The sequence below is a fragment of the Microcystis aeruginosa LEGE 91341 genome, from assembly GCF_015206885.1.
GTDB lineage: Bacteria > Cyanobacteriota > Cyanobacteriia > Cyanobacteriales > Microcystaceae > Microcystis > Microcystis aeruginosa_H.
The window spans coordinates 1-14394 of the sequence record NZ_JADEXY010000023.1; the positions used below are offsets into that span (position 1 = coordinate 1).

The 14394-nt window shown below is 42.9% G+C and carries 10 protein-coding genes and 1 pseudogene; 8 read left to right on the forward strand and 3 right to left on the reverse strand.

Features of this window, described 5'->3' with window-relative positions; all coding sequences use genetic code 11:
• A pseudogene (locus IQ234_RS05535) lies at window positions 1–109 on the forward strand (IS5/IS1182 family transposase); the annotation flags it as partial.
• Window positions 110–361: 252 nt separating this feature from the next.
• On the forward strand, window positions 362–1525 hold the full coding sequence (locus IQ234_RS05540; protein ID WP_193956343.1) for an LptF/LptG family permease: 1164 nt from the start codon (window positions 362–364) through the stop codon (window positions 1523–1525).
• A 441-nt stretch (window positions 1526–1966) separates the two neighbouring features.
• Here IQ234_RS05540 and IQ234_RS05545 read toward each other — a convergent pair whose 3' ends face one another.
• The gene (locus IQ234_RS05545; protein WP_193956344.1) at window positions 1967–3976 is read right to left on the reverse strand and encodes an acyltransferase family protein; all 2010 of its coding nucleotides are present in this window, start codon (window positions 3974–3976) and stop codon (window positions 1967–1969) included.
• Window positions 3977–4397: 421 nt separating this feature from the next.
• Here IQ234_RS05545 and IQ234_RS05550 point away from each other — a divergent pair, with 421 nt between their 5' ends.
• The 4 genes from IQ234_RS05550 to IQ234_RS05565 all read left to right on the forward strand — a co-directional run bounded on the left by IQ234_RS05550 (window position 4398) and on the right by IQ234_RS05565 (window position 8599).
• Window positions 4398–5741, forward strand: coding sequence for an adenylosuccinate synthase (locus tag IQ234_RS05550; protein ID WP_193956345.1), 1344 nt, complete (start codon window positions 4398–4400; stop codon window positions 5739–5741).
• A 27-nt stretch (window positions 5742–5768) separates the two neighbouring features.
• Complete coding sequence (locus IQ234_RS05555; protein WP_002781534.1) at window positions 5769–6326, forward strand: 50S ribosomal protein L25/general stress protein Ctc; 558 nt, start codon at window positions 5769–5771, stop codon at window positions 6324–6326.
• 758 nt (window positions 6327–7084) lie between these two features.
• Window positions 7085–8074, forward strand: a complete 990-nt coding sequence (locus IQ234_RS05560) for a DUF389 domain-containing protein (RefSeq protein WP_193956346.1) — start codon at window positions 7085–7087, stop codon at window positions 8072–8074.
• 261 nt (window positions 8075–8335) lie between these two features.
• Window positions 8336–8599, forward strand: a complete 264-nt coding sequence (locus tag IQ234_RS05565; protein ID WP_002733391.1) for a DUF3146 family protein — start codon at window positions 8336–8338, stop codon at window positions 8597–8599.
• Window positions 8600–8611: 12 nt separating this feature from the next.
• Here the strand turns inward: IQ234_RS05565 and IQ234_RS05570 are convergent, their stop codons facing one another.
• Window positions 8612–9823 carry an RNA-guided endonuclease InsQ/TnpB family protein gene (locus IQ234_RS05570; RefSeq protein WP_193956347.1) on the reverse strand — a complete coding sequence of 404 codons (1212 nt, stop codon included), beginning with the start codon at window positions 9821–9823 and terminating at the stop codon, window positions 8612–8614.
• 656 nt (window positions 9824–10479) lie between these two features.
• On the opposite strand from IQ234_RS05570, the gene argC reads away from it, so the two are divergent.
• Window positions 10480–11541, forward strand: coding sequence for an N-acetyl-gamma-glutamyl-phosphate reductase (argC, locus tag IQ234_RS05575; RefSeq protein WP_193956348.1), 1062 nt, complete (start codon window positions 10480–10482; stop codon window positions 11539–11541).
• 125 nt (window positions 11542–11666) lie between these two features.
• Here argC and IQ234_RS05580 read toward each other — a convergent pair whose 3' ends face one another.
• Window positions 11667–12959, reverse strand: a complete 1293-nt coding sequence (locus IQ234_RS05580) for a D-alanyl-D-alanine carboxypeptidase (protein ID WP_193956349.1) — start codon at window positions 12957–12959, stop codon at window positions 11667–11669.
• Window positions 12960–13108: 149 nt separating this feature from the next.
• On the opposite strand from IQ234_RS05580, the gene plsX reads away from it, so the two are divergent.
• Window positions 13109–14164, forward strand: coding sequence for a phosphate acyltransferase PlsX (gene plsX, locus IQ234_RS05585; RefSeq protein ID WP_004268976.1), 1056 nt, complete (start codon window positions 13109–13111; stop codon window positions 14162–14164).
• The last annotated feature ends 230 nt before the right edge of the window (window positions 14165–14394 follow it).

Consider the following 14394-nt stretch of genomic DNA (forward strand, 5'->3'; position numbering starts at 1 on the left):
ATCATCAAGATATAGGAATCGGAGACGGCGTTTTGGTCTGAGATTTAATTTAATCGCTGGCATTTACAACTATGAACTTGCTTTAGGCTATCATCAAGTAGCTGAATAAGACTTTTGCAGGAGGTCTAGTAAAAGTTTGCCAGTTTAGCAGCATAATTCACCTGGGGATGATCGGGGAATAGGAACAGAAAAATTATCTACACTCACCCAAATCCTTGCTTCTGTCCACTCTCCCCGCAATCATACAACTTCCGGCGGTGTTTTTCGTCAAAGACAAAATATGATAGGCTAACCGAAGGTATAGGCAAGACGGCTGCGGGTTAGGAAATGGGATGAAAGAGGAGTGAGTTAACCAAAATCAATGATTAAGAAAAAGATTTCTTACTGGGTAAATGGAGGTATTGCCCTCATTGATCGCTATCTGATCAGCCAACTACTACCACCATTTTTATTTAGTGTTGGTTTATTTGCCTCTTTGGGAGTAGCGATCAGCAATCTTTCCGATTTAGCTAATCAGGTAGTTGATGCTAATCTCCCCCTTGCCTCGGCCCTAGAAATTCTCCTGTTAAAAGTGCCAGAGTTTGTCAGTTATTCCCTGCCAGTTTCTCTTTTACTGGCCACTTTAATCACCTACGGACGTTTAAGTAGTGATAGCGAAACCGTTGCCCTGCAAAGCTGCGGAGTCACTCTTTACCGTCTTTTTATACCCACTTTTTGCCTAAGTTTAATAGTTACAGTTGTGACATTTTTATTAAATGAATATGTGGTTCCCAATGCTAATTATCGAGCCACAGAAATTTTAGTGCAGAAAATTAATAAAGAAGCAAACTTTTGGAAAAACAAAGACTTTTACTATCCCGATTATGAAATAAAAACCCTAGAAAATGGTACGATTAATCGCAATTTAAGAAGTTTATTTTATGCTGAACAATTTGACGGGGAAAAGATGAAAACTGTCACCGTTATCCGTTGGCTAAAACAAGAATTAAATCAAATTATTATTGCCGATTCGGCCCGCTGGAATGCCGTCGATAACGTCTGGGACTTTTTTAACGGCATTATCTATGAATTAACCCCCCCTAACGCCTCCTATAGCCAAGTTATCCCCTTTAAAGCCGAAAAAATCGCTTTATCTCGCTCTGCTTTCGATTTTGCTCGTCAAAGCCGGGATCCCTACGAGATGAACATACCACAGGCGATCGAATATGTGCAACTGCTCAAACTCAGTGGCGATGATAAGAGAGTCAGGTTTTTTCAAGTGCGAATCCAGCAAAAAATCGCCTTTCCCTTTGTCTGTATCGTCTTTGCCACCATAGGTTGTGCCTTGGGTTCTCTACCGCAAAGAATTAGTCGGGGAACCAGTTTTGGTCTCAGTGTCGCTATTGTTTTCCTCTATTATCTTTTAAACTTCCTTGTCGGCAGCTTGGGACTAACCGCCACCCTCTCCCCCTTCCTAGCTGCCTGGCTGCCTAACTTTTTCGGTTTTGGTTTAGGTCTGTGGTTATTATGGCGACTTAACGGTTAGACTTTTTTGAAAATTTTCGTCAAGATTAGGAGACGTAGAGTTATAGCAGGACCCTTAGATCTATGTTTCCCTTTTTCTTTAACACTTGTGGCAGCACTTCCCGCCAAGAATATCAAGAGCTTAAATTAAAGTTATCATGATACTAAATCCGTTGAGTATAGGCTACATATCAGGAGAGGCACGGGAGCATCTCACCTTTGTAACCCCTAAATCAGGTTTTTATGTCAAGCTATTTTGAAAGCCTTGCTAGAAAACAGTTTTAGGGATAAGTATAATTACTCACTTGCATAAATGAGATGCTCCCGAGAGGCAGGCTTTTCTTCCCTAGCTGTTGAGAGAGTCAGCTTTTAGTAGCTCGCTTTCTACTGCTATTGTCAACTGTTTCCTCAGTCCTCCAGTAATCTTTAACATTTCCTCAAGACTTAGAAAATCAACTAGATACTATGTACTGTGACGAGAAAAGCCTTCCTTAGTCAATCGTTGCAAAAATTGCAAAAAGTTATCTCGAATTTTATCTGTAGCCTGGAGAGTAAGATGGTTCTCATCGGAATAGAGCCTTTGATTATCCTGTACAGCATGACAATACTTCTCACTCTGAGGACATAGTAAGGCAAAGGGATCGAAAGCGACTAAATTGGGAATGCTCTCAATTTCCCGACGTAGAATGATTGTAAATTTCTCATTCTTTTTCGCTAGTTCTTCCCGCTCCATCTTGACGAAACACTTATCCGATGGCTTTCTCCTGAACCATTCTTGAGTACACAAGTCTAAAGGATATAAATTAGGCATCTCAGGAGTTGGCAACATAACAACTATTTTTGTATTCTGATTGTCTTGAGCAAACTTCTTAAGCTCCTTCAGCCATTCTAATAGAGCATCTTGAGGGTTTTCTGTTACTCCCGATTCAAGATAATAATTGATTCTCTCGTATCTCCTTGTGCCAATACGCGGCTGTCCAAAATAATAAGCGAGGTAGGAAGATAGAATGATGATATTGTTTTCTTGAGGATCTAAACGATTAATTTGATTATATACTTTTTTGTTTAGGGTTTTATTATTGTTCTGATTTTTGGATAAGGTCATTCCTCCTAAGGAACTGGAATAGTCCATAGTTGGGAATATGGTGGCGTTAATTGCTACTACTTTGCTATTCATTTTAAGCTCCTCAGCCACCTTTTCTACCATTTCTTTGTAACGAAAAGCGTGACTATCACCAATAACAATTATATTACCTTGCTTTTTATCCCGTACTATTACAGATTTTTTCTCGGAGATATTATCTGGCTTTTCCGGATTCTTGCTGCCTGTATATAAAGCTCTTGCGGGGGAGGATAGAAGTCCGATTAATAGGACAGTTGCCATCGCATAAGCAGTTATACCATATAGTATAGATTTCCCTTGAGAGTTAGACCATTGCTTATGTCTAAAGGGTTTTTCTACCCAATAGTAAGAAGCAAGAGAAGCTAATACTATGCACAGTAATTGTATAGGGAATGTCCATAAATTGATCCCCACGGTCAATTTACTTAAAACAATTACTGCCCAATGCCAGAGATACAAAGAGTAGGAAATTAAACCAATAAAAACAACCTGGGGCTGAGTGAGTAGGTTGAATATCTTGGTTTGAGGACGTAGGGAAGTAATGGCTATTGCTGTTAATAATACACAGGCGATTGTTACGAGGACAATAAATTGACTCGGTACAAACATAATGGCTAGTAGGCATAATATAGCTATACCAGCAGGCAACTTTTTCAGATAATCGTGAAGGAAACTTTTACGATTGTATAGGAAAAGGAAAAGGAGACTCCCTGCCCCCATCTCCCAAAAACGAGAAGTCATCAGGAAGTATGCCCCTGGTTGATAGGCTGCGTTAAAGTGAATGAAAGAGACTAGGGAAGCAGTGGAAAGCAAGCACATCAACCAAAAAAGATTTTTCGCTCCTTTGACGGTTTGCTGAGTAAAGCCTGTTAACCAAACTAAAAAGGGAAATAATAGATAAAACTGCTCCTCAACGCCTAAAGACCAAGTGTGAGTAAAAATGTTCCTCTCTGCCCACACCCCAAAATAGTCGGTGGCTTGCTTAAGCAGATAAAGATTTGAGACTCCGAAAAGAGACCCGATTCCCGTTCTGAGAGAGGCTATAGGATAAACTTCAAATAGGCAAATGATAATGCTGCTAATAATTACGCACAGCACTAGAGCGGGCATCAGACGCTTTACTCTTCTTCCATAGAATCCCCCAATAAATTCCTTAAAGTTTTTCTGCGTTCGCTTCGCTAGAGATGCAGTGATTACATAACCAGAAATAACAAAAAAAATATCTACACCTAGATAACCACTGGGCAATAGGTCTTTGTTAAAATGGTTAATAATTACGGCTAACACAGCTATAGCTCTGAGTCCGTCAATCTCAGGTCTATAGCTACTCGCAGATTTACTTATATCCATAGGAGAGAAGTTGAGTAGTTAGTTGATATTTTTTATATTTTTTCATATTTGCAACACACTTTAACATATCAACCCTTCTTTGACAAGTAATTCCCCTAGCCTAGGGTAGTTCGCATTTTTTGGCTTGTGGTCAACTCTTGATAACCAATACTGCCCTACTATACAAACGCTGAAATTCTCTTTCGTAATGCCTTACTAGCAAGGAATTGGCGATCGCCACTAGGTTTTGCTGGCGGCGTGGTTTCCCCTAGAAAAAGAACGCTGCCGCACCGCAGAGCGACAAGAAAAAGGTAAATAGGCTGAATAAAGGTGGTGAAGGGCGAAATAAAGCCATAACTAAATCAATATCGCTCTTGACAAAATGTCCACCCAGTGTAGATAATGGTGGTTTGTGTGAACTTTAGCTAGACTCAATAAACCCTTGGCTAACGTTATAGTGATTGGTGCCCAATGGGGCGACGAAGGAAAAGGAAAAATCACGGATCTGCTGAGTCGGTCGGCGGATGTAGTGGTGCGTTCTCAAGGTGGCGTAAATGCGGGTCATACCGTCGTCGTCGATGATCAAACGTTCAAACTCCATCTAATTCCCTCCGGGATTCTCTACCCAGATACGGAATGTATAATCGGCTCGGGAACAGTCATAGATCCCTCGGTGTTACTCAAAGAGATGGCGCAATTACACGCCCTCAATGTTACCACCGACAATCTCTATATCTCGCAAACGGCTCATGTCACTATGCCCTATCACCGGCTGCTCGATCAAGCATCCGAGGAAAAACGGGGTAAATATAAAATCGGCACCACGGGAAGGGGTATCGGCCCCACCTATGCCGACAAGTCCGAGCGCATCGGTATTCGAGTCATCGACTTGATCAATACCGAGAATCTGCGGCAAAAACTAGAATGGACGACCAATTATAAAAACGTCATTTTAGAAAAGTTATATAACTTACCGCCTTTAGATGCGAAGACGGTGATCGAGGAATATCTAGAATATGCCGAGAAACTGCGTCCCCATGTGGTCGATAGTTCCTTAAAAATCTACGAAGCAATCCGCAAGCGTAAGAATATTCTTTTTGAAGGGGCCCAAGGCACCCTACTCGACCTCGATCACGGAACCTATCCCTACGTTACCTCCTCCAATCCGATCGCTGGGGGTGCTTGTGTGGGTTCTGGCATTGGTCCAACGGTAATCGATCGAGTGATCGGTGTGGCCAAAGCTTACACCACTAGGGTAGGTGAAGGTCCATTTCCCACGGAATTAGAGGGGGAGATCGAGCAGTTATTATGCGATCGTGGGGCGGAATTCGGGACTACCACTGGCCGTCGTCGTCGCTGTGGTTGGTTTGATGCGGTTATCGGTCGTTACGCGGTACGAATCAATGGTTTAGACTGTCTAGCGATCACCAAGTTAGATGTTCTCGATACCCTAGAGGAAATCAAAGTCTGTGTCGCCTACCAATTGGACGGCAAAACCTGTCGCCATTTACCCAGTAGTGCGGTGGAATTCGCCCGTTGTCAACCTATTTATCGGACGATGCCGGGGTGGCAACAACCCACTAGCGATTGTCGCAGTCTGGAAGACCTACCCAAACAGGCCCTCGATTATCTAAAATTCCTGGGGGCGATCATGGAAGTACCGATCGCTATTATCTCCCTAGGAGCTAGTCGAGACCAAACTATTATCGTTGAAGACCCCATCCATGGGCCAAAACGCGCTCTTTTGGACGAAAATGGCTCACCGTGGGATAATCACGAATTTTAAATCATTGCTAAAGAGGATTAGTCAACTATGCAAGTTAGCGTTGAATGTCAAAAAAGACCCGAAAATATTAACCCCCGGGCCCTACGTCGTCAGGGTTTGATTCCGGCGGTTCTCTATGGCCACAACGGCACGGAATCGGTTTCTCTGGTGGTGGGAGAAAAAGCGGCCTTAACCCTGCTTAAAAAGGCTTCGGTAAATAATACCCTGGTGGATGTGAATGTTCCCGAAATGCCCTGGACGGGAAAAGCTTTGATCCAAGAGGTACAATCTCATCCCTGGAAAAGAAATCTCTATCACCTCAGTTTCTTCTCGGTATCTGCCCACGGTAAGCTCGATATCGTCGTTCCCATTAAGGCCATTGGAGAAGCGATCGGAACCAAACAGGGCGGTTTAATCGAACAGTTCGTTAACGAAGTTAATGTCTCCTGTATTGCCGATAATATCCCGGAAGTGATCGAATTTGATGTGTCGGGGATCGGTGTGGGGCAATCCCTGCTCGTGGGTGATTTAAAAATGCCGGAAGGGGTGACTTTAAAAGATGATCCCCATACCACCGTTTTTGCCATTGTTGCCGCTAAACGGTAAATTCAGTGATCGGTGGTCGGGTGATAGGGTTTTGGGGTGATAGGCTGTTGGGGTTTTAGGGTTTTAGTTGAAATTCCCCCACTTCCCCACTTCCCCACTTCCCCACTTCCCCACTTCCCCACTCTGCCATAACTGCTACTGCATACTTTGTGCTTTTTGTCAAAAAAACTTTTTCTTTGCAATAAAACTACACAAAAAAAAGATCATCGTTATGGGTGAAATTGACCGATTTACCCGTCTCAATTGGGATCACCCTGTAGGTGTAGCAAGGGTTTCAACCATTGCTGTCCAAAAAAGCACAGAATAACCCACTATGAAATTCTATCAAATCGCTGTAACCATTGCAATCTCGTTGTTAAATAAAAATCCTTCTCAATTAATTCTTAAGAATTTATAAATATTGCGAAATGTTAATTTAAATATTTTCAAGTTTTTGGAGTCAATAGATAATTTTTGTTTATCTTTAGCCAGTATTGGGTTAGAAGTCAGTCATCAGTTATCAGTGTCAGCTTTTTTCTCCCCTCTCCCCTGCTCCCATCTACTGGGGAGTTAGATCACAAAAACACTTAAATAGCTCCTCGCGGGCGGATTCGATTGATAATAATTCTTCCAGATAGTTTTTAGCAAATTGGTCATGAGGTTTCATCGATCGAGGCGAAGAAAAAAATGGTAAGATTAGTTAAAGAAAATGATACAAATATACGTTGATTAGACAAAAAAAGTTATAAGTAAAAGAAAAGTTTATCTTCCTCAGCACAATGACGAGAAAAGAACAGCCCCACTCGTGGTTTTCAAGAAAACCCTTGGACTGGAAACAATCCAGGGCTATGTGGCGCGATTTATGGTCAGAAGCGTCCCTCGATTTTCCCTATCTAGCTTTGATTGTTAGTTCTTGTACGATCGCTACTTTTGGCTTAGTTGCCAATAGTGCAGCCGTGATCATTGGGGCGATGATTATTGCACCTTTGATGTTGCCGATTCGTAGTCTGGCTTTTGGTGGTTTAATTGGCAGTTGGCGATTAATTCGTAAGTCAGCCCTGGCGATTTTAGTCGGTACGATTATCGCTTTAGCGATAGCTTGGTTCCTAGGATTATTGATCGGAATTTCTGAATTTGGTAGTGAAATTCAAGCCCGTTCTCAACCCAATCTTTTAGATTTAGGAGTGGCAATTACCGCAGGGGCAATCAGTGGTTATGCCAAAATAGAACCGAAAATTTCAGGTACTTTAGCGGGAACAGCGATTGCCGTGGCTTTAATGCCACCAGTTTGCACGATTGGTTTAGGATTATCCCAAGGCAATTGGATCCTAAGTTTGGGAGCAACTCTGTTATATATTACCAATTTATTAGGCATTGCTCTCTCCTGTTTGTTGGTCTTTTTGCTGGCAGGTTATTCTAATTTTCATCGGGCGCGTAACGCTCTAATTTTGACTTCTATCCTGACAGCGGTTCTGCTAATTCCCTTAGGAATAAGTTTTGCAACTCTGGCTAATCAAGCTCGCTTAGAAAGGCTGATCAAAAAAGCTTTATTACAACGAACGATTACTTTTCAACGGGCAGAATTATTGGAATCTTCGATTAATTGGCTCAAGCAGCCTCCCCAGGTGAGATTAGTCGTAAGAACTGCGGAAAGCATCACCCCCAGACAGGTAGAATTGTTGGAAGAATTTATTACTAAGGAAATGGGGCGACCTTTTCAATTAAATGTCTTGGTTTCTAAGGTTAATGAAGTCACTTCGCCAGAATAAGTAGTCGTGCAAAATTAATTTCCTAGTCGAGACAGGAGACAGGAGACAGGAGACAGGAGACGGGAGACAGCTATCAGGGATCGGATTTGAGTTTTTAATTCACTGTTTAGTGATCACAGCAAAAGGCTGAAGGCTGAGAGCTTAGATGTGTAATTAATTTTGCTTAGGTACTTAGCGTCGAGAAAATTGGCTGAAGTAATGACAAACAAGGATTAATTCGCTATCTTAATGTTTGATATTTAATCTATAGGTAGGGTTCAGGTGAGTGGCGGCAATCGACCAGAAAGCACGGCTTATGTGCGGATAATTAAGCAATCTTGGCAAACGGGGAAATTAGAGGGGGAAGTGCGGACGGAACAATATCAATGGCGTTTTCAGTGGCATTTTCTTCAAGGCAAGTTATTAGTACAACCTTCCCTAGGTAGGGCTTTGATTTTTGAACCCTTGAATCGGTTTTTAGAACGCTACGATTATCAATTAGAACCGGGAGGAGATTATGAATTTACAGTGCGATCAAAATTTTGACACTCCCGTTGCCTAAAGGCGTGGGGATTCTTGGTTCACCGAGATCACTTGCTTAGACAGAATCGCTTCTGAAAAAGTAGAGGTATTCTCTCCCCAAGCGTTTATCGGGTCTAGCCCGAAAGTTCCCGTATGCCCTACGGTACTTAACCCTTTTTTAAGGATATTGATAGCGGCGTTTTCATCCCTGTCCAAAACACACCCACATTTGCACTGATGGGTTCTAGTCGATAAAGATTTTTTAATAACTTCACCACAGTTTGAACAGTTTTGACTTGTATAGTTCGGTGGGATAGCAATTGTTATCTTGCCGAATTTAAGTCCAAAATATTCTATCCATTCTCGAAACTGATACCAGGCCGCATCATTTATCGATTTAGCTAAACAATGATTCTTGACTAAGTTCTTAATTCTTAAATCTTCGTAGGCTATCACATCGTTAGAGTGAACTACGCACCTTGCTAACTTTACAGCAAAGTCTTTACGTTGCCTACTTATTTTAAGATGAGCCTTAGCTAATCTTTGTCTAGCTTTTTGACGATTTTTACCTCCCTTTTTCTTTTTAGATAACCGTCTTTGAAGCCGCTTTAATTTTTTCTCGGACTTTCTCAAGAATTTAGGATTGTCAACTTTATTACCCTCGTGGTCAGTATAGAAAGAAGCTAACCCCACATCTAAGCCGATACACTTACCTGATGGTTCAACATCTTCTTTAACATCACAAGAAAGAACAAACTGGCAATAATAACCATCGCCTCTACGAACTAATCTAACCCGTTTAATGTCAGACTGTTGAAAGTATCCTAAGTCCCAAGTCCCTTTTAGTTTAAGTGTTCCAATCTCCTTTTTATCACTGAAATGGATGGTTTTAGGGTTAAGAAGCTTCCATCCTGTTGTTTTATACTCAACGGAACGGGAAAACTTCTTAAACTGAGGATAGCCTTTCTTTCCTGCTACCTTCTTTTTACAATTATCAAAGAAACGGGAAATAGAAGACCATGCTCTTTCAGCCGATGCTTGCCTTGCTTGGGAATTTAACTCACCAGCAAATTTAAAGTCGTGCGCTAAAACCCGACAATAAGCCGATAGGTCGTATTTATCCGCACCCTTGTTATCCATCCAATACCTTAGGCATTTATTACGGATGAATTGAGCGGTGCGAATAGCATCGTCTATAGCTTGATATTGTTTTGTTTTAGCCTCAACTTTAAATTCTAGAACAAACATTTACGCTAGGCTTGACAGTATAAACCTAGTTTAGCACACTTAAGTAGTCATGCAAAATTAATTTCCTAGTGAAGATAGGCAAGAGGCAAGAGGCAAGAGGCAAGAGCGGGGTTAGATATGTGTAATTAATTTTGCCTAGGTACTTAAGACTAAATTGACAACCTATCATTGAAAAACCGCCCGGTCGTGCGGGGAACCTTAAACCCAAATTTTCGGTAAATATGGGGGATTGAATTACAGGTTTTCTCCTAAGGATGAAGTTTAACCTAATTTGGCCTCATAAAAGGAAAACCTTGTACCTCATCATTAAGATAAACGCCTATTGTTCAAGAGAAATTAAACCTCTTGCATAATTAATTTTTCAGGGTTCAAAAACGGTAAAAATAAGCATTAAATAGCATAAAGTCTATAAATAGACCATTTAACTGATTATTATTCATTCTTAATTCTCCTGACTACTGGCTACTGGCTACTGACTCCTAAACCTAACAACAATTTTTGATTTTTACAAGAGGTCTATTGACGGTTTAGGGACAACCCGGCCAAGATGCTAGGTTTTTACAGGAAGTTTTTTGATTTAAATCCCACTGGTTAGGCTAAAATTCAGCCATAGCAAAGCGTTATATTAACGATAAGAATTTTTAGGAATAAGGGAAATGACGCAAGAACAGAAGGTTTCAGTGGGTATTGTCGGCGCTTCCGGATATGGTGGCGTACAGTTGGTACGTTTGCTCAAAGAACATCCCTTAGTAGAATTAGTCTATCTGGGGGGTGATAGTAGCGCGGGGAAACCCTACAGCGATTTATATCCCCATCTCGGTCATAGCATTAATCTTAATGTGGAGGCGATCGATTTAGAGATAATTGCCTCCCGTTGTCAAGTGGTTTTCTTGGGTTTACCCAATGGTTTAGCCTGTGATTTAGCCCCTCCTTTGATCGCTAAAGGGTGTAAAGTTTTGGATCTGTCGGCAGATTATCGTTTTACTAGCCTAGAAACCTATAGTAAATGGTATGGCAAGGAACGTCAGGATCAAGCGATCGCCTCTACGGCTGTGTACGGTTTACCGGAACTTTATCGGGAAGAGATTAAAAATGCCTCTTTGATCGGTTGCCCCGGATGTTATCCTACTGCTAGTTTAATGGCGATTTCTCCTCTGTTAAAACAGGGTTTAATTCTCCCGGAAACCACGATTATCGATGCCAAATCGGGAACTTCGGGAGGGGGAAGACAAGCTAAGATTAATATGTTATTGGCAGAAGCAGATAGTTCGATCGGGGCCTATAATGTAGCTGGAAAACACCGTCATACTCCCGAAATTGAGCAGATTTGCGGTGATTTAGCCGGTCATGAGGTGCGCGTCCAGTTTACTCCCCATTTAATGCCCATGGTTCGGGGTATCCTGTCCACAGTCTATGCAACACTGCGGGATCCCAATCTGGTGCGGGATGATTTGATCACTATCTACAATGCTTTTTATCGCACTTCTCCCTTTGTCAAAATCCTACCCGGGGGAGTCTATCCACAAACTAAATGGGCCTGTGGTACTAATTTATGTTATCTCGGTATTGAAGTGGATCCGAGAACCGATCGAGTGATCGTGATGTCAGCGATCGATAATTTAGTTAAGGGACAATCGGGACAAGCGGTACAATGTCTCAATCTCATGATGGGTTGGGAAGAATCCCTTGGTTTACCGCAAATGTGTTTTTATCCCTAAAAATTCGGCTTGGGCGCAAGCTTTGCGCCCCTACATTGCAGCTGGTATGATTGGTAGGGCCCCATAGTGTACGCCCTCCCTTCGATCAGATTTGCTCATCACCATAACCTTTTAGCCAATCAATTCTAGAAACCTTGACTTATTCGACTGGGATCACCTAGAAAGGCTCTTGCAGGAATCGATCCTTGAGTCGCTTCTGGGAGAATTTGCCAGTGTTGATCTAAAGCTTGTAACACCCGATCCTGCTGATTTCTGAATCCCTCGATATTGCTACTACCGGCATTCATAATTACAAACCAAACTTTACCCCTTTCTTGGGTGGGAATTTCTCCAGCTAAGGCACTAACTTGGGCTAAAGTTCCAGTTTTAATCATCACTCCTTTAGGAATGGCCCGCCACTGCATAGTTCCTTTGGTATCACGTCCCCCCACCGGAAATAAATCGGCGACTTTGATCGGTTGATTGGCTAACTTGCGATCCAATGCTTTCAGAATCTCAATAACTGCCCGGGGAGACAAGCGATTTTCTACCCCCAATCCCGAACCATTAATTAATTGAATTTCCTCCGCTCCTACCCCAGTAATTTTAGTATTAATTGCGTCCACTGCCGCCGGACCACCGAGCAGTTCGGCTAACATTTCTGACATGACGTTGTTACTATAAATATTCATCTGACGCAACAGTTCCGTTAAAGTTAAGGACTGATGACGCAATAATAATTGGGCATTTTCGGGGCGAATTTGACTGGCTCGAACCATGCCCAAAATCTTCACCTGTGGGGCTTTTGTGCCGCTAGGAAGGCTCTGAAAAGCTTTTTGGGTTTCTTTTGACCATTTCGATTGATTAAGCCCAATTTTTAGCAATTCTCCCGCTTTGAGGGGATCGGTTTGAAAATTCATGGCGAATTGACCCGTAATGATCAGATCGCCTTTGACCTGACGGATGCCTAATTGATCGAGGCCATTGCCCACTGCGATCGCTTCTTCCCAGACAAAAAGCGGATCCCCTTCCCCTTCAATAATTAAATCTCCCTCTAACACTCCGTTTTTTACCTCTCCCGTTGTGTAAAAACGGGTAGCAAAACGATGATCGAGGGGCCAGGTTTCCACGGCGGCGAGAGTAGTGGCGATTTTAGTTAAAGAAGCCCCCGAAGCGGGCAGATTACCCTGATGATCAGCTAAATCAGCCCATTCCGTCTCAATTAAGACCCGTTGTTGACTAGAGTTTAAACCTTTTTTAGTCAAGTCTTGCAGATAATCGGCCACGATCGCCGCTACCCGGGGATCGGGAGCGGTGGGAAGGTCAAAAATAGGCTGATTTTGCCAAGAAATTAGGGGAATATTGGCGATCGGTTGGGATTGTCCCCCTAGCCAACCGAAGAGAAAGCCGAAAACTGCCAAATTAAAAACTGAGAACATCTTTTCCTTAATCGCAATGATGCCTTATTGTATAGAGATGATTGGTAATTTTTAACAATTGCTCGATCAGAAAACACTAATCCTCGATCGGCCAGCTTTTGTCAAGAGCTGCCGCTCAACTTATTAAAGATTTCTATCCCACTGACTCAATGGCAGAAACGGCATTAAATCGGGCAAGAATCGCGGTAGATGCGATGGGAGGTGACTACGCTCCCAACGAGATTATCGCGGGATCGATGCGAGCTTCCGAAGAATTAGATGTAGAAGTATTATTAGTCGGCGATTCTGAACGGATTGAGGCTTATTTCCAGCATCATCCCCGTCCCAAGAATCTCACGATCGTCCACGCAGAGGAAGTGGTGGCCATGGACGAAGAGCCGATCACCGCTATCCGTCGCAAACCGGCGGCCTCGATTAATGTGGCCATGGATTTAGTCAAACAAAATCGCGCCGATGCGGTGGTGGCCGCTGGTCACTCCGGGGCAGCCATGGCGGCGGCGTTACTGCGTTTAGGTCGTTTGAAAGGAATCGATCGCCCGGCGATCGGTGCGGTGCTGCCGACGATGTTGGCGGGTAAATCGGTGATTATCCTCGATGTCGGGGCGAATGTGGACTGTAAACCCAAATATTTAGAGCAGTTTGCCCTAATGGGAACAATTTACAGTAAATACGTTATGGGGGTTGAAGATCCGAAAGTCGGGTTACTCAATATCGGTGAAGAACCCAGCAAAGGTAACGATCTCGCCCTAAAAACCTACGAATTATTAGAAAATAACCAGCAAATTCCCTTTATCGGCAATGCTGAGGGCCGGGATGTGCTATCGGGACAATTCGATGTGATCGTCTGCGATGGTTTTGTCGGCAATGTCCTGTTAAAATTTGCCGAAGCGGTGGGAGGAGTTATCCTACAAATTCTCAAAGAGGAATTACCTAGGGGGATACAGGGTAAAGTCGGGACGGCTTTAATTAAACCCAATCTTAAACAGATTAAACAACGCATGGATCACGCGGAACACGGTGGTGCGCTGTTATTTGGAGTCGATGGGGTCTGTGTGATCAGTCACGGCAGTTCCCAAGCGCCTTCAATTTTTAACGCCATCCGACAGGCGAAAAATGCCGTCGATAATCGCGTTTCTGAGCGCATTCAAGCCTACAATGACCACCATCATCAATTAAAAAAGTTGTCGGTGAACAGTGAAGATTAAGCTGTCAGCCATCTTGAAGCCGTCGGTCGTCGGGAGTCAGGAGACTCCGAGACAGGAGACTCCGAGATAGGGGTTTAGGGGTTTAGGGGTTTAGGGAAATTTCAGCCAAATGCCCCACTTCCCCCCGCAACGCGCACGAAGTGGTCTCCCCACTTCCCCACTTCCCCACTTGCCACTTGCCACTGATAACTGATAACTGACCCACTGATAACTGATAACTGATAACTGAA

What these genes read in the sequence shown, in the direction of transcription:
- IQ234_RS05540 (WP_193956343.1), top strand. Translation starts at nt 362, where the DNA reads ATGATTAAGAAAAAGATTTCTTACTGGGTAAATGGAGGTATTGCCCTC.
- IQ234_RS05545 (WP_193956344.1), bottom strand. Translation starts at nt 3,976, where the DNA reads ATGGATATAAGTAAATCTGCGAGTAGCTATAGACCTGAGATTGACGGA.
- IQ234_RS05555 (WP_002781534.1), top strand. Translation starts at nt 5,769, where the DNA reads ATGCAAGTTAGCGTTGAATGTCAAAAAAGACCCGAAAATATTAACCCC.
- IQ234_RS05560 (WP_193956346.1), top strand. Translation starts at nt 7,085, where the DNA reads ATGACGAGAAAAGAACAGCCCCACTCGTGGTTTTCAAGAAAACCCTTG.
- IQ234_RS05570 (WP_193956347.1), bottom strand. Translation starts at nt 9,823, where the DNA reads ATGTTTGTTCTAGAATTTAAAGTTGAGGCTAAAACAAAACAATATCAA.
- argC (WP_193956348.1), top strand. Translation starts at nt 10,480, where the DNA reads ATGACGCAAGAACAGAAGGTTTCAGTGGGTATTGTCGGCGCTTCCGGA.
- IQ234_RS05580 (WP_193956349.1), bottom strand. Translation starts at nt 12,959, where the DNA reads ATGTTCTCAGTTTTTAATTTGGCAGTTTTCGGCTTTCTCTTCGGTTGG.
- plsX (WP_004268976.1), top strand. Translation starts at nt 13,109, where the DNA reads ATGGCAGAAACGGCATTAAATCGGGCAAGAATCGCGGTAGATGCGATG.